Origin of the sequence: Vibrio sp. ED004 (assembly GCF_023206395.1) — a bacterium.
GTDB lineage: Bacteria > Pseudomonadota > Gammaproteobacteria > Enterobacterales > Vibrionaceae > Vibrio.
On the sequence record NZ_CP066149.1, the window covers coordinates 1,355,449 to 1,374,736 of the forward strand.

At 45.0% G+C, this 19,288-nt stretch carries 28 protein-coding genes and 1 pseudogene; 12 read left to right on the forward strand and 17 right to left on the reverse strand.

Annotated elements, in window-relative coordinates:
• The first annotated feature begins 13 nt into the window (after positions 1 to 13).
• The 10 genes from ITG10_RS05985 (at position 14) to ITG10_RS06030 (ending at position 7,712) form a co-directional block, all read left to right on the forward strand.
• Positions 14 to 601 carry a DedA family protein gene (locus ITG10_RS05985; protein WP_017632224.1) on the forward strand — a complete coding sequence of 196 codons (588 nt, stop codon included), beginning with the start codon at positions 14 to 16 and terminating at the stop codon, positions 599 to 601.
• On the forward strand, positions 598 to 1,731 hold the full coding sequence (locus ITG10_RS05990) for an ATP-grasp domain-containing protein (RefSeq protein WP_017632225.1): 1,134 nt from the start codon (positions 598 to 600) through the stop codon (positions 1,729 to 1,731). The genes ITG10_RS05985 and ITG10_RS05990 overlap by 4 nt, the downstream gene beginning before the upstream one ends.
• Before the next feature lie 19 nt (positions 1,732 to 1,750).
• Entirely contained in the window at positions 1,751 to 2,293 is a 543-nt protein-coding gene (locus ITG10_RS05995) for a hypothetical protein (protein WP_123322761.1), read from the forward strand.
• Between the two features lie 2 nt (positions 2,294 to 2,295).
• A complete protein-coding gene (locus ITG10_RS06000) occupies positions 2,296 to 3,045 on the forward strand; it encodes an NRDE family protein (protein ID WP_017632227.1) in 750 nt (249 codons plus the stop codon).
• Positions 3,046 to 3,057: 12 nt separating this feature from the next.
• Complete coding sequence (locus tag ITG10_RS06005) at positions 3,058 to 3,495, forward strand: YHS domain-containing (seleno)protein (RefSeq protein ID WP_017632228.1); 438 nt, start codon at positions 3,058 to 3,060, stop codon at positions 3,493 to 3,495.
• A 10-nt stretch (positions 3,496 to 3,505) separates the two neighbouring features.
• Positions 3,506 to 3,949, forward strand: a complete 444-nt coding sequence (locus tag ITG10_RS06010; RefSeq protein WP_017632229.1) for a hypothetical protein — start codon at positions 3,506 to 3,508, stop codon at positions 3,947 to 3,949.
• Positions 3,950 to 3,961: 12 nt separating this feature from the next.
• Positions 3,962 to 5,716 (forward strand): lysophospholipid acyltransferase family protein, encoded by a 1,755-nt coding sequence (locus ITG10_RS06015; RefSeq protein ID WP_017632230.1) that lies wholly within the window; start codon positions 3,962 to 3,964, stop codon positions 5,714 to 5,716.
• A gap of 71 nt (positions 5,717 to 5,787) precedes the next feature.
• A complete protein-coding gene (locus ITG10_RS06020) occupies positions 5,788 to 6,354 on the forward strand; it encodes a Crp/Fnr family transcriptional regulator (RefSeq protein WP_017632231.1) in 567 nt (188 codons plus the stop codon).
• Between the two features lie 57 nt (positions 6,355 to 6,411).
• Positions 6,412 to 6,864, forward strand: a complete 453-nt coding sequence (locus ITG10_RS06025; protein ID WP_017632232.1) for a GNAT family N-acetyltransferase — start codon at positions 6,412 to 6,414, stop codon at positions 6,862 to 6,864.
• Entirely contained in the window at positions 6,864 to 7,712 is an 849-nt protein-coding gene (locus tag ITG10_RS06030) for a DMT family transporter (RefSeq protein ID WP_017632233.1), read from the forward strand. Before ITG10_RS06025 ends, ITG10_RS06030 begins: the two co-directional genes overlap by 1 nt.
• Positions 7,713 to 7,771: 59 nt before the next feature.
• Here the strand turns inward: ITG10_RS06030 and ITG10_RS06035 are convergent, their stop codons facing one another.
• Positions 7,772 to 8,356, reverse strand: a complete 585-nt coding sequence (locus tag ITG10_RS06035; protein WP_017632234.1) for a LysM-like peptidoglycan-binding domain-containing protein — start codon at positions 8,354 to 8,356, stop codon at positions 7,772 to 7,774.
• 213 nt (positions 8,357 to 8,569) lie between these two features.
• Between ITG10_RS06035 and ITG10_RS06040 the strand changes: the two genes are divergently transcribed.
• Positions 8,570 to 9,190 (forward strand): FKBP-type peptidyl-prolyl cis-trans isomerase, encoded by a 621-nt coding sequence (locus ITG10_RS06040; RefSeq protein ID WP_008220519.1) that lies wholly within the window; start codon positions 8,570 to 8,572, stop codon positions 9,188 to 9,190.
• A gap of 134 nt (positions 9,191 to 9,324) precedes the next feature.
• Complete coding sequence (locus tag ITG10_RS06045; RefSeq protein ID WP_017632235.1) at positions 9,325 to 9,819, forward strand: DUF2780 domain-containing protein; 495 nt, start codon at positions 9,325 to 9,327, stop codon at positions 9,817 to 9,819.
• Between the two features lie 309 nt (positions 9,820 to 10,128).
• Here ITG10_RS06045 and ITG10_RS06050 read toward each other — a convergent pair.
• The 16 genes and pseudogenes from ITG10_RS06050 to rplE all read right to left on the reverse strand — a co-directional run.
• A pseudogene (locus ITG10_RS06050) lies at positions 10,129 to 11,347 on the reverse strand (hypothetical protein); the annotation flags it as partial.
• 99 nt (positions 11,348 to 11,446) lie between these two features.
• Entirely contained in the window at positions 11,447 to 11,827 is a 381-nt protein-coding gene (gene rplQ / locus ITG10_RS06055; protein WP_004729812.1) for a 50S ribosomal protein L17, read from the reverse strand.
• Positions 11,828 to 11,851: 24 nt separating this feature from the next.
• Complete coding sequence (rpoA, locus tag ITG10_RS06060) at positions 11,852 to 12,844, reverse strand: DNA-directed RNA polymerase subunit alpha (protein ID WP_004729813.1); 993 nt, start codon at positions 12,842 to 12,844, stop codon at positions 11,852 to 11,854.
• 22 nt (positions 12,845 to 12,866) lie between these two features.
• Positions 12,867 to 13,487, reverse strand: coding sequence for a 30S ribosomal protein S4 (gene rpsD / locus ITG10_RS06065; RefSeq protein ID WP_004738777.1), 621 nt, complete (start codon positions 13,485 to 13,487; stop codon positions 12,867 to 12,869).
• Between the two features lie 31 nt (positions 13,488 to 13,518).
• Positions 13,519 to 13,908 (reverse strand): 30S ribosomal protein S11, encoded by a 390-nt coding sequence (rpsK, locus tag ITG10_RS06070; protein ID WP_004738778.1) that lies wholly within the window; start codon positions 13,906 to 13,908, stop codon positions 13,519 to 13,521.
• 19 nt (positions 13,909 to 13,927) lie between these two features.
• Positions 13,928 to 14,284 (reverse strand): 30S ribosomal protein S13, encoded by a 357-nt coding sequence (gene rpsM / locus ITG10_RS06075; protein ID WP_004738779.1) that lies wholly within the window; start codon positions 14,282 to 14,284, stop codon positions 13,928 to 13,930.
• Between the two features lie 148 nt (positions 14,285 to 14,432).
• A complete protein-coding gene (gene rpmJ / locus ITG10_RS06080; RefSeq protein ID WP_000868186.1) occupies positions 14,433 to 14,546 on the reverse strand; it encodes a 50S ribosomal protein L36 in 114 nt (37 codons plus the stop codon).
• 41 nt (positions 14,547 to 14,587) lie between these two features.
• Positions 14,588 to 15,922 (reverse strand): preprotein translocase subunit SecY, encoded by a 1,335-nt coding sequence (gene secY / locus ITG10_RS06085; RefSeq protein WP_004738781.1) that lies wholly within the window; start codon positions 15,920 to 15,922, stop codon positions 14,588 to 14,590.
• A 20-nt stretch (positions 15,923 to 15,942) separates the two neighbouring features.
• Positions 15,943 to 16,377, reverse strand: coding sequence for a 50S ribosomal protein L15 (rplO, locus tag ITG10_RS06090; protein ID WP_004736758.1), 435 nt, complete (start codon positions 16,375 to 16,377; stop codon positions 15,943 to 15,945).
• A gap of 5 nt (positions 16,378 to 16,382) precedes the next feature.
• Positions 16,383 to 16,559, reverse strand: a complete 177-nt coding sequence (gene rpmD, locus ITG10_RS06095) for a 50S ribosomal protein L30 (protein ID WP_004736756.1) — start codon at positions 16,557 to 16,559, stop codon at positions 16,383 to 16,385.
• 7 nt (positions 16,560 to 16,566) lie between these two features.
• The gene (gene rpsE, locus ITG10_RS06100) at positions 16,567 to 17,067 is read right to left on the reverse strand and encodes a 30S ribosomal protein S5 (protein WP_017061307.1); all 501 of its coding nucleotides are present in this window, start codon (positions 17,065 to 17,067) and stop codon (positions 16,567 to 16,569) included.
• A gap of 14 nt (positions 17,068 to 17,081) precedes the next feature.
• The gene (rplR, locus tag ITG10_RS06105) at positions 17,082 to 17,435 is read right to left on the reverse strand and encodes a 50S ribosomal protein L18 (protein WP_004738784.1); all 354 of its coding nucleotides are present in this window, start codon (positions 17,433 to 17,435) and stop codon (positions 17,082 to 17,084) included.
• Between the two features lie 9 nt (positions 17,436 to 17,444).
• Positions 17,445 to 17,978 (reverse strand): 50S ribosomal protein L6, encoded by a 534-nt coding sequence (gene rplF / locus ITG10_RS06110; protein ID WP_017629801.1) that lies wholly within the window; start codon positions 17,976 to 17,978, stop codon positions 17,445 to 17,447.
• A 13-nt stretch (positions 17,979 to 17,991) separates the two neighbouring features.
• The gene (rpsH, locus tag ITG10_RS06115) at positions 17,992 to 18,384 is read right to left on the reverse strand and encodes a 30S ribosomal protein S8 (protein ID WP_017061309.1); all 393 of its coding nucleotides are present in this window, start codon (positions 18,382 to 18,384) and stop codon (positions 17,992 to 17,994) included.
• Between the two features lie 29 nt (positions 18,385 to 18,413).
• A complete protein-coding gene (rpsN, locus tag ITG10_RS06120) occupies positions 18,414 to 18,719 on the reverse strand; it encodes a 30S ribosomal protein S14 (RefSeq protein WP_004738789.1) in 306 nt (101 codons plus the stop codon).
• A gap of 16 nt (positions 18,720 to 18,735) precedes the next feature.
• Positions 18,736 to 19,275: a 50S ribosomal protein L5 gene (gene rplE, locus ITG10_RS06125; RefSeq protein ID WP_004738790.1), complete on the reverse strand. Its 540-nt coding sequence runs from the start codon at positions 19,273 to 19,275 to the stop codon at positions 18,736 to 18,738.
• Between the last annotated feature and the right edge of the window lie 13 nt (positions 19,276 to 19,288).

Genomic DNA, 19,288 nt, shown 5'->3' on the forward strand with positions numbered 1-19,288 from the left:
ATAAGGACATTTGATGGGCACCGTCGAGAGTATTCAAGCATGGTTAAATTCAGGGGAGGAGTCGCTGCTATGGCTGATGCTTGGCATTATCGCGCTTTCTTACCTGCTTGAAGATCTGGCAATCGTTACGGCTGCAGGTATAGCCACCCAAGGGCTCATCCCACCTCAATATGCGTTACTTGCGATTTTTGTCGGCATTGCCACCGGGGATCTTGGCCTTTATTACCTTGGGAAGTCAGGACGTTATTTCAGAGGCGTACGTTACAGAGCCCTCACCAATCGCTACTTTCGAGCGCTTCGTACCAAGTTGCGTCAAAACGCATTCAGCTGTCTTTTTGTCATCCGCTTTATACCGGGGCTTCGTACCGTTGGTTTTACCTTAAGTGGTTTTTTCGCCATACCCCTGCCTACTTTCTTGTTTGCCGTTATTAGCGCGACCGCGATCTGGACTGGCGTTGTCTTCTCTACCATCTACTATTTAGGGACATCAGCGTGGCTGCAAGCCTCTAAATATCAATGGATCGTCATCCCGTGTGCCATCGCTTTGCTGCTAGTCGGCAATCGAATAATGAATAAAACCTACTCTAGAGGATTATCATGAGTTCACCGCAAGATATTCACATCATTCCAGCACATAAAATAAATGCAGGCATGCCCCTGCTTGAAAAAGATACCGTGCGCAGTGTCTCTCCTTACGAGTTTCTTCCGACGTGGTTCTTCTACACTCCAGTAGTGATTCAAAGTCTGATGCAAGGGTTACGGCACTTTGATTGGGCGCTACCACTCATCGCCAACCCGAGCATTAAACTCAGTGGCATGGTCGGCGAATCGAAACACGAGATATTGAGCCTTGCTGGATCATCAAGTAAACGTTGGATCTCTCCATTTATCACTCTAACCAAAACCGATCTCAGCAGTAAGAAACAAGCTGAAGATGCACGCAGTGCACTCATCCAATCAGATCTTAATTTCCCTATTGTGGCGAAACCGGATCTTGGCTGCCGAGGTGTTGGGGTAAAGCTGATCAACAACCAAGACCAACTTGAGCAATATATTGAATCTTTCCCAAATCATGCTCGCTTTCTTCTGCAAGAAAAGGCGCCTTATCAAGCCGAGGCTGGCGTTTTTTATGTTCGTTACCCGAATAGCAAACAAGGTGAGATCATCTCGATCACTCTTAAATATTCGCCAATGGTGATTGGAGATGGTACCTCGACGCTCAAACAGTTAATCGAGAACAGCCCACGCGCTGGGCAGCTCAGTCACCTGTATCTACCAAGGCATGAAGATAAATTGGATCACGTGCTCGCAGAGGGCGAAGAGTTCCAACTTGCATTTGCAGGCAGCCATAGCCGTGGCTGTATCTTCCGAGACGGCAATCAATACATTACTCAAGCTTTAACCGAACGTTTAGATGAGATATTCGACGACTTCGATGGTTTCCACTTTGGTCGACTCGACGTCAAGTTTAAGGACATGCGCAGCCTAATGAACGGCGAGGATTTCACGATTCTTGAGGTCAATGGCGCAAGCAGCGAGGCCGGACATATCTGGGATCGCAACACACCACTGCGAGAAATATTTTCTACGCTACTTCTACAATACCGCATTCTTTTTGATATTGGCGCTCAACAGAAACAAAGAGGCCATCAACCTCCTTCTTTTAAGAGCTTATTTAACGCGTGGCAAGAAGAGCGACGTCTTGTTCAACAATATCCGACCACCGATTAATTTTGTACGAGGATCATGAATGAACCCCATAGCCCAACCGAGCGCCCTCACGTCTTTCTCTCCTAGTATCAAGGGAGCGGTAGAGATATTGAATCAGGGTTTAGAGTTTCTATTAGCAATTTCTGACAGCGACTACCTGACACGAGCGAAGCCGCACGTCACAAGCTCTATTGGTGAACATACTCGCCACACGCTCGATCTTTTTCATGCGCTGATTTTAAAAGAGAACGCGACCGTTGATTACAACACTCGTCGCCGTGGTCACCCTGTCGAGTACGACCGCTCTATTGCAGTCAAAGAGATCCACTATGTGATCAACTGGCTTGAACGATTAGACCGTAACGATCTCGAAGCGCCTATCATGATCCAAACCGAGGTTTCGATGGATGCTCAGGTATTTGCAAGCCTACCTTCTACGCTTGAAAGAGAGGTCACCTTTGCCGCCCTGCATGCCAATCATCATTATGCGATGATCAAGGTGATCACTACCTTCCTAGACATTGAAACCTGCAACACTTTTGGTTATGCCCCAACCACCAGTAGCTATCTGAGGGAGCAATAATCATGTGTTCAGTATCTTGGCTACTTGAAGAAAATGGTTATCAGATCTTTTTTAATCGTGATGAACAAAAGACCCGAGCATTGGCGATGCCACCGAAGCAATATCGAGTCAGCGGTGTCGATATCATCATGCCACTCGACCCAACGGGCGGTGGTAGCTGGATAAGCATTAACGAGTTTGGGCTTTCGCTATGCTTACTCAATAACTATCAAGGCATCGTTCCAGTCGGTCCTTTGGTCAGCCGTGGTTTGTTACTTAAGAACCTATCATCAAGTCGTAATATCAGTCAGCTCTCTGAAGCATTTCATAAGCTAGACCTGCACTCTTTTGCCCCGTTTACCTTGCTGGCTTTTGCACCAAACCTAACTCAATACAATGGTTTGGTTATTGCCTACATGTGGGATGGCATTCAACAGAAAATAGTGGAAACCGACTCACCACTATTCTCATCCGGTGTTGATTTAGAGCGAGTGCAAGCCTACCGACAAGCCAAATACGATCAGCTAATGGCAACAGGTAAGAATCAACAGAATTTACTGCAGTTTCATTCTCACCATCACGGTGAACAGCCCCATTTAGCAACTTGTATGCATCGTGAAGACGCACACACAGTCAGCTTTACCCATTTACGTAATCTGCATGGTCAAGCCTCGATGTTTTATGCACCCGGCTCACCTTGCGAACCAATCAAACCATGCCAGATAAATCAGCAGCGTTTTACCTTCGATTTATCACCCGCAATCAATCTATAGATGGAGTCCATCATGAGAAAACTAATCACCATGGTCATGCTACTTGTTAGCCCATACGTATTTGCTGCCGATGAAATCTATACCGGCTTCTTTAGCAGTAAGGCACTCGATGGCTACGATACCGTTGCCTATTTCACTTCAGGGAAGCCAGTTGAAGGGAGCAAGAAGTTCAGCACAGAGTACAAAGGTGCGGACTGGTATTTCTCTTCTGAAAAGAATCTGACTTTATTTGTTAATAATCCTGAAAAATATGCCCCTCAATATGGTGGTTATTGCGCATGGGCCGTTTCTGCCAAAAACGACTTCGCACCAGGTGATCCACAATACTGGACGATTGTTGATGACAAACTTTACCTGAACTATGACCGAGATATTCAGGAGACCTGGGAGAAAGACCGAGCAAAACATATTCAACAAGCCGATAAAGCTTGGCCGCAGTTGATTAAGTAAGGGAATAACCATGACACTCACTCCTGCTAAACATCTCCCGGCAGCATTTATCGCGTTTGTGTTTATTCAGTCTTTGTTCTTCAAGTTCACCGGCTCGTACGAGACAGAGCATATCTTTGGGACGCTAGCGACATGGTCTGGCTTAAGCTGGTTCGGCTCATTTGGCGGCTACTTGATTGGATTCGCTGAATTGATTGCGGCCATTTTGTTGTTTACTCGTTGGCACGGCCTAGGCGCCATTATGAGTGTGGGGATAATGAGTGGCGCAATATTTTTCCACCTGTTTACACCGCTCGGTATTCAAATGCCGGAGTTCAATGCGGCGGGTGAAATTGTTGGTTACGACGGCGGATTGCTGTTTGGCATGGCATGCCTAGTCTGGTTATGCGGTGCGTTTTTAAGTGTGAAAGATTTCAAGAATCAAGACGGTTTCCTACACAACTTTAGTCAATAAGGTAGCTTCATTATGATTGATAGTCCTTTTCGTTTACCACGTTACACGCCTTTTGGTTTAGGTGAGTCTGTTGTCGAGTGGGCAACTGGGCTATCTAAGCTAGACCGACTCTATCAAGAACGACAAAACGAGTTATCTAGCTTCGAATTCATGAATTACACGCTATCGGCGCTCAATATCGACTACTCGGTTGCATCGGGCACCACAGAAAATATCCCAGAAGAAGGGCCAGTAGTGATTGTGGCCAACCATCCACTTGGAGCAATTGAAGGTGTGATCCTTGCTGATCTCGTAGGATCAGTGAGGAAGGATGTGAAGGTGTTAGCGAATGAGTTGCTCAAGCGACTGCCTGAACTGGATGATCTTTTCATTGGCGTTGATGTGTTTAATGGTAAGGAGTCGAAACGTACCAATGCCAGAGCCATTAGAGATGCCAATAGTCACTTGGCCGCTGGCGGGTTATTAATTGTGTTTCCAGCAGGTGAAGTATCAAGTTACCGTAAAGGGGCAAAAACACTAACAGACATCGAATGGAGCAAATCAGTCGCGAAGTTCGTCAAACGTCACCAAGCAACCACGGTGCCTATCTTTATCAATGGCAAAAACAGCGAGCTTTTCTACCAAGCTGGGCGAGTTCATCCACTATTAAGAACCGCTCTACTCGGTCGTGAACTTCTTAATAAACAGGCAACGACTATCTCTATCTCGATTGGAGCATCGATTCCGTATTCAGAGATAAAATCTTTTGAGAAAGAGATGGATATCGTCAACTACCTGCGGCTCAATACCTACCTAATGAGTCAACAAGATAGTCCGAGTACGCCAATCCACGCGCCCTCTTTTGATACCCAAGTGATTGCGCCAATATCACCAGAAGTATTGGCAATAGAGGTCGATTCTCTGCCTGAAGAGATGAGGCTACTTGAGCAAGGGGACTTCGAGGTCTACTGCACACCAAGCCAATCTATTCCAAACTTAATGCGTGAAATTGGTCGAGTCAGAGAAGAAAGCTTTAGAGAAGTTGGTGAAGGCAGCGGGCTTGCCTGTGATTTGGACGAGTATGATCTTTATTACCATCAACTGTTTGTATGGAATAAAGCCAAGGCAGAACTGGTCGGCGCGTATCGACTCGGTATGGTCGACAAACTGATCGCAGAACACGGACTTGATCAGCTCTATTCCCGCAGCCTGTTCAACTACAACCAAGAGTTTATCGATACGTTAGAAAACAGTATTGAGCTTGGCCGTTCCGTAGTGAGTAAGCCATATCAAAAGAGCCTGAACTCACTGTTACTATTGTGGAAAGGCATTGCGACCTTTGTGTCTCGTCACCCTCAATACACTCATCTATTTGGTCCGGTCAGCATCAGTAATGATTACAGCCACAATGCGCGCCTGTTGATCGCGACGACCTTATCGATTCACCACTACGATGAGGAAAAGGCCAATCTGGTTTCTCCTTCTTCACCACTCAGTACCAGTAGTCATGTGTTCTGGCAGAATCACTTACTCTCTTCTTTGGCGAGTGTGCCTCTGCTTTCTAAAGTGCTAGCTCGTATGGAGCAAGGTAAAGGCCTACCTGTGTTATTGCGCCAATACCTAGGAATGAACGGGAAGCTGGTTTGCTTTAACGTCGACCCATCATTTAATGACGCCTTAGATGGCTTGATTGTGGTGAACCTTAAGAAGGTGCCATTGAAAACCTTAGGTAAGTACATGGGGCGAGAGCTTGCTCAAGATTACCTAGAGCAGCACGCCCAACGCTGATTTCGCCCGCTCTGTACCTACACCCAAATAAGTGCGATGATTTCGACACTTATTTGGGTTAGGTTATTTCCATGCACACCTCTTTTATCGAACAACTTCAAAGCTTCGACTTCTCAGAAAGTCAGATTGATTCTCTACTCGCCGTCGCAAAGCCGCTTGAGCTGCCAACAAGACACATCCTTATCAATCAAGGAGAGATGGCGAGTTCAATCTACTTTGTGCTGGAGGGCTTGTGCCATGCCTGTTACCTCACCGATGAAGGCAAACAGTACAGCAAAGAGTTCTACTGGGAACAAGATTGGATCATCGGCTTTGAGAGTTTGATAAAAAACCAAGCTTCCCCTTACCTATTAGAAACGCTAACACCCATCACCATGTTAGAGCTTCCGATGAATGCCGTTATCGAGTGGCGAGCATCAAATAATCCTTTGTATTTAAAGCTGTTAGAAACACAACTGATGCATAAGGAAAACAAAGAGCGCTTCATGCTGCTCTACACCCCTGAGCAACGTTACCAGCTTTTCTGCGAACACTATCCAGACCTTGAACTGCGCCTAAACGACAATCAAATTGCCGCTTATTTAGGAATAACCGCGATTAGCCTGAGCAGAATTAAAGGTCGAATTAACAATAGTTAATGCCAATATTCATCGCACATAGTACATTCAGAATATCGATAACCTCTGGATGTAAACATGATCACTTGGCACTCAATTCCCTTTTCTGAACTTTCAACACATCAGCTTTATCAACTACTTAAATTGCGAGTCGATGTCTTTGTGGTTGAGCAAACCTGCCCTTATCCGGAGCTTGACGGTAAAGACACACTCGCAGGTGTTGAACACCTGCTTGGCTATGTGGGTGACGAGTTGATAGCGTGTGCACGCTTATTACCACCTGGCACATCTTACGACAATACAAGCATCGGCCGAGTAGCAACCAAACAATCAGCGAGAGGTGGCGGTTTAGGGCATCAATTGATAAAAGAAGCGCTAACTCGTTGTGAAGATCTTTGGCCAAACACGACCATCGACATTGGTGCACAGCAGCACCTAGAAAGCTTCTATGCTAGCCACGGCTTCAAGACGATCTCAGATATGTACCTCGAAGATGACATTCCTCATATAGACATGAGATTAGAAAAATAATGACGAATATCACTGCCGGTATTCTATTGTTGGTTGCAGGTAACTTGTTTGCCTCGCTCTCTGACGTAGCAGTGAAGTTATTGAATGGAGAAGTACCGCCGCTTCAGTACATTTTTTTCCGACAGTTGATATCTCTGTTGCTCATTACGCCATTGTGGCTACAGCAAAGCAAAGAGCAACGCCGCTTACAACAAGCTAAAATCACCTTTATCCGCGGTCAGCTGATCTTAATTGGTAGTGGATGTATGGTCGTCGCCATCACGCATTTGTCTTTGGCAACCGCCAACGCAGTATTTTATGTCGCGCCTTTACTGATGTTGCCACTCTCTATGCTTCTACTCAAAGAGCAACCGGCACTCGGCAAGGTTATCGCCACGACCATAGGTTTTGTTGGTGCATTAATTGTCTTGAGGCCATCTCAATTTCATTGGGCAGCACTGTTCGCTTTGGGTACAGCACTTACCCTCGCACTATTTAATGTACTGGTAAGAAAACTTCCTAGCGAGCAGACCGTCGTCACGACGCTGTGGTGGACAACCTTATTCTCTATTCCTGCATCATTGTTATTGTGCTTCTTATACTGGCAACCCGTTTCTATAGAGCACCTAGGATACATAGCCCTGAGTGCTACACTCATATTGAGCTACAACGGTCTTGCTGTTGCTGCCTACCAAAAAGCACATTCTAGCCAAATTGCCTTGGCTGAGTATTCAGGATTAGTGTTTGTCGCGCTAATAGGCGCAATATGGTTCGATGAGATTCCAGATACATTAACCTTTATAGGAATTATGCTTATCATCTTGCCACTGGCCCCTTTTAAGCGACCAAAAAAAAGAGCTAGTGCTTAGCTCTTTCTTATCGTCTACCTGTATCTGGTAAAGTACTTTAACTCAGGTTCTTTGTTCTTTTATTTACTGCGGCCAAAACCACCATCTGATAATCGGAAGAACATCACCGAAGTGTCACCTTTCTCTAGCTGAAGAATGTCCAACTGCCCAGTTTCAGCAAGTTTAAAACGAACGAGCTGACCTTTACGAATCTGACTAAGTGGCTTGTCTGCTCCTTCAATACGCACTAACGCATTCAAGTCAGACAAGGGTAGATCGTTATTTCGAAAAACCTGCGCTAGCGTATCGCCTTGCTTGACGAGGTACTCTTGCCAATTATTGTTGCTCGGTTCAGATGAACTGCTCTTGGTATTTTGCTGCTCGCTTAACCCAACCGTGTTGATCTCAAGCGCAACGCGCGATGTGGTTGGGGTAGCATCTACTTTTGGTTCTGGTAGCGGCACAAAAAGTAATATTAGTACGATCGGCGAAATCACCATCAACAGTCTTTGGTGTAATTTCGGTAACGAACCCCAAGTTTGTACCGTCGAGGCTTTCATTTTATTTACATCGATCGAACTCAATTTCTCTTTGACCTGATTCAGTCGATCCTTGAATTCTGCTAAGTGGTCAACTTTCTGTTTTTTCTTTTGACGACGATTCATGCCACTGCGTCCTATACATTGAATAACTACAGTATAAAAACCAAAGTACCAACAGTATAGATCTTTCCGTCACAACAAGGCTCAAAGGGAGAAAATTGACATCCCTGTGATTTGGACGCGGTAAAGCACAAGTGATCAGGGACTAGCCGTTTCTTCACGCTGCTAATACTGGTATTCTTACCCTTTTAGTACTGACAAAAAGAGTGACTTTTCATGTCTGAAGTAAAATTTGAAACTGTAGAGCAAAAAGCTAGCTACGGTATCGGTCTACAAATGGGCCAACAACTTGCTGGTTCTGGTCTTGAAGGCCTAAACGTTGACGCAATCGCTGCTGGTATCGCAACAGCTCTAGTTGGTGATATGCCAGCTATCGAAGTTGACGAAATCAACAACGCACTACAAGAGCTACACACTCGCGGTGAAGCTGCACGTCAAGAACTAGCTAAAGCTGCTGCTGCTGACGGCGAAGCTTTCCTAGCTGACAACGCTCTTCGTTCAGAAGTAACAGTTCTTGAGTCTGGTCTTCAGTACGAAGTACTAACTGAAGGTACTGGCGAAATCCCAACTGCAGACAAGCAAGTACGTGTTCACTACCACGGCGAACTAACTGACGGTACTGTTTTCGACAGCTCTGTATCTCGCGGTCAACCAGCTGAATTCCCAGTAACTGGCGTAATTCAAGGTTGGGTACAAGCTCTACAAATGATGCCTGTTGGTTCAAAGTGGAAGCTATACATCCCTCAAGATCTAGCATACGGTGAGCGTGGCGCAGGTGCTGCAATCCCACCATTTGCTGCTCTAGTATTTGAAGTTGAACTTCTAGCTATTCTTTAATTTTTATAAAAACCTTTAGTAAAACAAAATACTATAGGCAAATAAAATTAAAATAATGCAACGGCGATGTGACTACATCGCCGTTTTTCGTTTATAGTGAAAGAGTAAATTACTTTATTACTTAAGGACGAATAATGAAGAAAGTACTCATCACAGTTTTAAGCAGCCTTGCTGTTTTCTCTTGCGCTAGCACTAGCGACTCTGAACAAACCAGTTCATCATCAGATACCAACTATTCCCAACTATCACAAACTGCACTAATGGCAGCGGTGAATATGTGGTCTCAACAAAATGAAACAACACCTCTTGCTGATACTGTTGCCGACCAAGCGTCTGTCACTAACGATCAAGCTATCGGCGGTATTGGTTCAATGTTAGCTCTTGCACAAAACTCACTTGGTTCTACCGACAACAAAGAACTCGCTACACTGATTCCTGGCATGTCGAGCCTTGAGTCTACTGGTCTATCATCTCTGCTGAGTTCACAAGGTGCTGTTGAAAGTGCATTTTCTGGATTAGGTATGGATCCATCAATGGTTACGACATTTGCACCAATCATTCTTCAGGCATTGCAGTCACAAGGTGCAACGAGCGGCCTGATGGACTCACTTGCAGCTATATGGCAATAACCGTTAGTTATTAATAGCTAGTTTAAGAATTTGATAAGGGCACTTCGGTGCTCTTTTTTGTACGCGAAAGAAAAGTGAGGGGAGATACGAGATACGAGATACGAGATACGAGATACGAGATACGAGATACGAGATACGAGATACGAGATACGAGATACGAGATACGAGATACGAGATATTTTTGAGAATTATGCTAGAAAGGGCAAGCGAAAGTGCCAAACATCGTGGTGCAATTTTCATCGTGTTATCAGATTCGATTGTCTCGTCCTAAAATACGTTGACAGTATTTCGACTAAGCCAACAGCGTCAGCTGTGGCTTTTTTCATGCACTTCACTTGGAGTTTTCATCCTGAGACTAAGGTGCGGCCTCATGTTGTTATAGGTACTTATAGACTCTTTTACTAGTTGTTCAAGCTCTCTGAGGTTTTTACATTTATCAAGAAAGAACTCTTGTTTCAGTATTCCATTTACTCTCTCTGCTAATGCATTTTGGTAGCAGTCATAACCGTCTGTCATCGAGGGGATTATGCCGCTACTTTTCAACTTATCTTGATAAACACCCGAGCAATACTGGAGACCACGATCAGAGTGATGGATACACGAACGATCATATTGACGTCCCTTGATAGCCATATCTAGCGCTTCCACAACATCCGTCGACTTCATCTCGTTGCTCAGCTCGTAGCCCATAATTTTCCGACTAAACGCATCCGTTACCAATGAGAGATAGTGAACCCCTTCATCTGAATGGATATAGGTAATGTCACTGACTAACACACCTTCTGGATTGCATGGTTTGTAGTTCTTTAATAAGTTCGGATGTTTTTTCATCCAATGCTTACTGTTTGTCGTTTTTGTAAAACTACGTTTAGGTCTTACCAATAATTGTTCATCACGTAAGTAGTTGAAAAGAGCATCTCGACCTAGCTTGATACCTTGTGCTTGAAACTTTGGTTTAAGCAAAATGTAGAGTTTTCTAGTACTAACCCGAGGCATATAACGTCTAATATCCAACACCATTTGTTTGATGGGTTTAAGTTCCAACTGGCGATGAACAGCTCGTTTTTCTCGTTGATAAACGCTTTGTCTCGTTATCCCGCATAACTTACATACTCGAACTAAACTTATACCTTCCTGTTTTTGAAGGCTTCTTGCTCCTTGGCGAGATAATTTTTTCTGAGGCTAGTTCCGTGTTCAGCATCAAGAATATCAACCACTCTATTTAAAAAGAGATTCTTTATTTTTCATCTTCTAACTCTTTTTCAAGGCGTTTTATTTTTTGTGCTGGTGACTCTTTAGGATTAGTTGATTGGTGCATGGTGTTCATCCTTGGAGTTTGCGCCCAATTCATCTTACCGTGCTTTCGAAGCCAAGTTAAAACAGTTGAGCGACCTTGGATACCATAAATGGTTTGGGCTTGTTTATATGTCATATCGCCTCTTTCTACAGCGGCGACGACCTGTAATTTAAAGCCTAGTGTGTAATCACGCTGAGTGCGCTTAACGTAGGTATTATTTGAAGTAGTCATAATTCGTCCTTAATGTGTAAACACATTTCAGGACGGGACAGATAGATACAAAAAAGCCGAGCTAATGCTCGGCTTTTTGTATTAAGAATCTAGTATAGATTACTCAGCAGCTTCTTCAGCAGCTGGGCGGTCTACAAGCTCAATGTAAGCCATTGGAGCTTTATCACCAGTACGGAAACCACATTTAAGAATGCGAGTGTAACCACCTTGGCGAGCCGCAAAACGCGGGCCTAGTTCATTAAATAGTTTTGCTACAACTTCGTTATCACGAGTGCGAGCAAATGCAAGACGACGGTTAGCAACACTGTCTGTCTTAGCTAGGGTAATCAATGGCTCAATTACGCGACGTAGTTCTTTTGCTTTTGGCACGGTAGTTTTGATAACTTCGTGACGAACAAGAGAGCTAGCCATGTTGCTGAACATCGCTTTGCGATGACTGCTGTTGCGGTTGAGTTGACGACCACTTTTACGATGGCGCATGACCTAATCCTTCTAACTTTTCGATTAATCTTCAGCGATTGACGCTGGTGGCCAGTTTTCTAGACGCATGCCTAGAGAAAGACCACGTGAAGCAAGCACATCTTTAATCTCTGTAAGAGATTTCTTACCAAGGTTTGGCGTTTTAAGTAGCTCAACCTCAGTGCGCTGTACAAGATCACCGATGTAGTGAATCGCTTCTGCTTTCAAACAGTTAGCAGAGCGAACTGTTAGTTCAAGATCGTCTACAGGACGTAGTAGGATAGGATCGAATTCTGGCTTCTCTTCCTTCTCCTCAGGTACACGTACATCACGAAGATCTACGAACGCATCCAGTTGTTCAGCTAGAATAGTAGCTGCACGACGGATTGCTTCCTCAGGTTCTAGAGTACCGTTCGTTTCCATATCGATAACAAGCTTGTCTAAATCAGTACGTTGTTCTACACGTGCCGCTTCTACAGCGTAAGCGATTTTATCAACCGGGCTGTAAGTAGCGTCAACTAGCAGACGACCGATTGGACGCTCATCTTCTTCAGTATGGATACGAGCTGAAGCTGGAACGTAACCACGACCACGTTCTACTTTGATACGCATAGCGATCTCAGCGTTGTCATCCGTTAGGTGACAAATTACGTGCTCAGGGTTAGCGATCTCTACATCACCATCGTGGGTGATGTCACCTGCAACAACAGGGCCTGAGCCTGATTTGTTCAGTGTAATAAACACTTCATCTTTGCCTTCAGCAACGCGTACAGCCAAACCTTTAAGGTTTAGAAGGATTTCCAGGATATCTTCCTGAACGCCTTCTTTAGTGCTGTATTCGTGTAGCACACCTTCAATTTCAACTTCTGTTACGGCACAACCCGGCATAGAAGATAGAAGAATGCGGCGAAGAGCATTACCTAGAGTGTGGCCGAAACCGCGCTCTAATGGCTCAAGAGTTACTTTCGCGTGTGTCGTATTGATCTGTTCAATGTCAACAAGACGCGGCTTAAGAAATTCTGTTACAGAACCCTGCATTGTGTCCTCTCTTTTTTTAACCTTACTTAGAGTAAAGTTCGACGATCAAGTGTTCATTGATGTCAGCTGATAGGTCAGAACGCTCAGGCATACGCTTGAATGTACCTTCCATTTTGCCAGCATCTACTTCAATCCAAGTTGGCTTTTCACGTTGTTCAGCAACTTCTAGAGCCGCTTTAATACGAGATTGCTGTTTAGCTTTCTCGCGGATAGAAACAACGTCGTTTGCCGCTACTTTGAAAGAAGGAACGTTTACAACTTTACCGTTAACTAGGATAGACTTGTGGCTAACTAGTTGACGAGATTCAGCACGAGTAGCGCCAAAGCCCATACGGTAAACTACGTTATCAAGACGACCTTCAAGAAGCTGAAGCAGGTTTGCACCCGTGTTGCCTTTAAGACGTGCAGCTTCTTTGTAGTAGTTGCGGAATTGTTTTTCTAGAACGCCGTAGATACGACGAACTTTTTGCTTCTCACGAAGCTGAACGCCATACTCAGATAGACGACCGCGACGAGCGCCGTGTACACCTGGTGCGTTATCAATTTTACACTTGGTATCGATCGCACGGACACCAGACTTAAGGAATAAGTCAGTACCTTCGCGACGGCTAAGCTTCAGCTTAGGACCCAAATATCTTGCCATGATCTTTCTCCAATATTCCTAGAAACGAAACTTAAACGCGACGTTTCTTAGGTGGACGACAACCGTTATGAGGGATTGGTGTCGCATCAACAATGTTAGTGATACGGAAACCAGCAGCGTTCAGTGCGCGAACAGTAGATTCACGACCTGGACCTGGACCCTTAACCATAACTTCCAAGTTCTTTAGGCCATATTCTTTAGCCATTTCACCACAACGCTCAGCTGCAACTTGTGCTGCGAACGGAGTAGATTTACGAGAACCACGGAAACCTGAACCACCTGCTGTAGCCCATGCAAGAGCGTTGCCTTGACGGTCAGTGATAGTTACGATTGTGTTGTTGAAAGAAGCATGAATGTGCGCTACGCCATCAGCTACTTGCTTGCGTACGCGCTTACGCGCGCGAGTTGGTTGTTTTGCCATTGTACTCTACCTTATCCGACTATTTCTTGATCGGCTTGCGCGGACCCTTACGGGTGCGAGCGTTGGTTTTAGTACGCTGTCCACGTAGTGGTAGACTGCGACGATGACGAAGACCGCGGTAACAGCCAAGGTCCATAAGACGCTTGATGTTCATCGATACTTCACGACGTAGATCACCTTCTACAGTGTACTTAGCTACACCATCACGCAGTTGATCGATCTGCTCTTCAGTTAGTTCACTGATCTTAGCATCTTCAGCAATACCCACTTCAGCTAGAATAGCTTGAGAGCGAGTTTTACCGATACCGTAGATTGCAGTAAGTGCAATTACAGAATGCTTATGATCAGGAATGTTAATGCCGGCTATACGGGCCATTATTCACTCCTAAGGGGTTCATAAAAGAATTATCCGCAGCAAAGCCCGTTATGGATACGCTGCGGCATACTACTTCTTTTGCACGCAAAAGGTAGGCCGAGAAATATACTCGACTCTACCTTGTATTTCAAGTAAAAATTTCTGCTAATTAGCCTTGGCGTTGCTTATGCTTTGGCTCACTGCAAATCACGCGAACGACACCGTTACGCTTGATAACTTTACAGTTACGGCAGATTTTTTTAACGGAAGCACGAACTTTCATTGCTAAACTCCGTAAATGGAATCGAAATTGTTACCACCGAATTAACGGCCGTAACCCTTCAGATTCGCTTTCTTTAACACAGAATCATACTGTTGTGACATCAGATGAGTCTGTACCTGTGCCATGAAATCCATGATAACTACCACTACGATTAGTAGTGATGTGCCGCCGAAGTAGAAACGAACGTTCCACGCGACCATCATGAACTCAGGAATCAGACATATAAAAGTAATGTATAGAGCACCCGCAAGGGTTAGTCTAGTCATCACTTTATCGATATATTTCGCTGTCTGCTCACCTGGGCGGATACCGGGTACGAATGCACCAGACTTCTTCAAGTTATCAGCTGTTTCACGTGGGTTAAACACCAACGCTGTATAGAAGAAACAGAAGAAGATTATAGCTGCTGCATAAAGCATTACATACAGAGGCTGACCTGGGCTAAGAGCTAATGACACGTCAGTTAACCAACCGAACGCGCTGCTTTCACCATTTTGACCAAACCACTGTGCTAATGTTCCTGGGAACAAAATAATACTTGATGCGAAAATCGCTGGAATAACACCTGCCATATTAATCTTAAGAGGCAAGTGAGAGCTTTGTGCTGCAAAAACCTTACGACCTTGTTGACGTTTCGCATAGTTAACGACGATACGACGTTGACCACGTTCCATGAAAACTACGAAGTAGATAACAGCAAAAGACAATACAGCAATCAACAGCAGAAGAAGCACATGCAATTCACCTTGACGCGCTTGCTCGATTGTTTGACCGATTGCAGAAGGCAATCCAGCAACAATACCTGCAAAAATCAGAATGGAAATACCATTACCGATTCCTCGCTCGGTGATTTGTTCACCTAACCACATTAAGAACATGGTACCAGTTACTAAACTCACGGTAGCAATAAGCGTAAACATGGTTTGGTTGATAACAACCAGATTGTCGACCATGTTTGGTAAGCCTGTTGCGATACCAATAGCTTGGAATGTTGCAAGTACAAGCGTGCCGTAGCGTGTATATTGGCTTATCTTACGACGGCCTGCTTCACCCTCTTTCTTGAGTTCCGCTAACGCTGGATGAACTACAGTTAACAATTGGACTACGATCGATGCCGAAATGTACGGCATGATACCCAATGCTAATATAGATGCACGCTCAAGAGCACCACCGGAGAACATGTTAAACATTTCAACGATGGTACCTTTTTGCTGATCGAACAAATCGGCAAGTACAGCTGCGTCAATACCAGGGATCGGCACAAAAGAGCCGGCTCGGAATACTAAAAGTGCACCAATTACGAATAATAAGCGCGACTTTAGTTCACTTAAGCCGCTCTGAGCACTACGAAAATCTTGTCCTGGTTTCTTAGCCATCTGTACCTCGTTCCTCGAGATTATTCCTCGATTTTACCGCCTGCAGCTTCGATTGCAGCTTTAGCGCCTTTAGTCACGCGTAGACCTTTAACAGTCACAGCTTTGCTTAGGTCACCAGAAAGAACAATCTTAACGAATTCGATGTTCTTAGTGATAACGTTAGCAGCTTTAAGGCTGTTAAGATCAACTACGTCACCTGTTACTTTCGCTAGCTCAGCTAGACGAACTTCAGCAGACACTAGGCTCTTACGAGAAGTGAAACCGAATTTAGGTAGACGTTGTTTTAGAGGCATTTGACCGCCTTCAAAACCTGGACGAACAGAGCCGCCAGAACGTGACTTTTGACCTTTGTGACCGCGGCCACCTGTTTTACCAAGGCCAGAACCGATACCACGACCTACACGCTTCTTAGAAGGTTTAGAGCCAGCAGCCGGTGATAGAGTATTCAAACGCATTCTGATTACTCCTCAATCTTAACCATGTAGTAAACCTTGTTGATCATACCGCGTACGCACGGAGTATCTTCAAGTTCTACTGTATGGTTGATGCGACGAAGACCTAGACCTTTAAGACACGCTTTGTGCTTAGGTAGGCGACCAATTGAGCTTTTAGTTTGAGTTACTTTAATAGTTGCCATCGTGTGCTTACTCCGAAATAGATTCAACAGTTAGACCACGTTTAGCAGCAACCATTTCTGGTGACTTAACGTCTACTAGAGCACCAATCGTTGCACGAACGATGTTGATCGGGTTCGTTGAACCGTATGCTTTAGAAAGTACGTTATGTACGCCCGCAACTTCAAGTACAGCACGCATTGCACCACCGGCAATAACACCTGTACCTTCTGCAGCTGGCTGCATGTAAACTTTAGAGCCCGAATGACGACCTTTCACCGGGTGGTGAAGAGTGCCTTCGTTTAGCGATACTGTAACCATGTTACGGCGCGCTTTTTCCATTGCTTTTTGAATCGCAGCAGGTACTTCACGAGCTTTGCCGTAACCGAAACCTACGCGACCGTTACCGTCACCAACTACTGTTAGTGCAGTAAAGCTCATGATTCGACCACCTTTAACCGTCTTAGACACACGGTTAACAGCGATCAGCTTTTCTTGCAAATCATTAGCTTGTTGTTGTTCTTTAGCCATCTTCCAACCCTACCTTAGAATTTCAGACCAGCTTCGCGAGCAGATTCTGCTAGCGCCGCTACTCGACCGTGGTATTGGAAACCAGAACGATCAAATGCAACTGAAGCTACGCCTTTTTCAAGAGCGCGCTCAGCAACAGCTTTACCAACTGCTTTAGCTGCATCAACGTTACCAGTGTTCTTAACTTGCTCACGGATCGCTTTTTCTACAGTAGAAGCAGCTGCGATAACCTCAGAGCCGTTTGCCGCGATAACTTGTGCGTAAACATGGCGAGGAGTACGGTGTACTACCAGGCGAGTTGCACCAAGTTCTGCAATCTTACGACGTGCACGTGTAGCACGACGGATGCGAGATGCTTTCTTATCCATAGTGATACCTTACTTCTTCTTAGCTTCTTTAGTACGCACATTTTCATCTGCGTAACGAACACCTTTACCTTTGTAAGGCTCAGGAGCACGGTAAGAACGAATGTCAGCCGCAACTTGACCTACTACTTGCTTATCGCAACCAGTAATGATGATCTCAGTTTGGCTAGGGCACTCAGCTTTAATACCTTCAGGTAGAGCGTGCTCTACTGGGTGAGAAAAACCAAGAGTTAGAGCTACAGAGTTGCCTTTCATAGCAGCACGGTAACCAACACCCTTAAGAGTTAGCTTCTTAGTGAAGCCCTCAGTAACACCCACAACCATGTTATTAACTAGAGCGCGAGCTGTACCAGCTTGTGCCCATGCGTTAGTAACGCCTTCTTTCGGACCGAAAGTTAGCTTGGTTTCTTCCTGTGCAATAACTACGGCGCTGTTAAGAACGCGAGTAAGCTCACCTTTGCTACCTTTTACAGTAACTTCTTGGCCGTTTAGTTTCACCTCTACGCCAGCTGGAATAGCGACAGGTGCTTTAGCAACACGAGACATAATCTACTCCTTATTAAGCTACGTAACAGATGATTTCACCGCCAAGACCTGCTTTACGAGCAGCACGGTCAGACATCAGACCCTTGGAAGTAGAAACAACTGCAATACCAAGACCACCCATCACTGTAGGTAAAGAGTCTTTATTTTTATAAACTCTTAGACCAGGACGTGATACGCGCTTGATTTGCTCGATTACAGGTTTAGCTTGGAAGTACTTAAGAGTAACTTCTAGCTCAGGTTTTGCTTCGCTGTTTACAGCGAAGTCTACGATGTAACCTTCAGCTTTAAGTAATGCAGCAATTGCAACTTTAAGCTTTGAAGAAGGCATTTTTACAGCAACTTTGTTTGCTGCCTGACCGTTACGAACGCGGGTCAGCATATCCGAAATCGGATCTTGCATGCTCATAAGATTTACTCCAAATGATTAAGTGGCAATTACCAGCTAGCCTTACGAAGACCCGGAATCTCGCCTTTCATGCAAGCTTCACGAACCTTAATGCGGCTTAGACCGAATTTACGTAGGTAACCGTGTGGACGACCAGTTTGGTTGCAACGGTTGCGCTGACGTGATGCACTTGAATCACGTGGAAGAGATTGCAGTTTAAGAACCGCATTCCAACGATCTTCTTCAGATGCGTTTACATCGCTAATGATAACTTTTAGCGCAGAACGCTTTTCAGCGAACTTAGCTACTAGTTTTGCACGTTTAGCTTCACGTGCTTTCATTGATTGTTTAGCCATAACAGTAACCCTACCCTTACTTACGGAATGGGAAGTTAAAGGCAGCCAGCAGAGCTCGGCCTTCCTCATCGGAACCCGCAGAAGTCGTGATAGTGATATCAAGACCGCGGACACGATCGACTTTATCGTAGTCGATTTCCGGAAAGATGATTTGCTCGCGAACGCCCATGCTGTAGTTACCGCGACCGTCAAAAGACTTAGCGCTAACACCACGGAAATCACGTACACGTGGAAGTGCGATAGAGATTAAACGCTCTAAAAATTCCCACATGCGCTCACCACGCAAGGTTACTTTACAACCAATTGGGTAGCCTTCACGAATTTTGAAACCAGCTACAGATTTACGCGCTTTAGTGATAAGTGGCTTTTGACCAGAGATCGTTGCCATATCAGCTGCTGCGTTTTCTAGCAGTTTCTTATCGTTGATTGCTTCACCAACGCCCATGTTTAGGGTGATTTTCTCAATCCTAGGGACTTGCATGACGCTTGTGTAGCTGAACTCTTTGGTAAGCTCAGCGACTACAGACGACTTGTAGTAATCATGCAGTTTCGCCATAGTAGAACTCCAA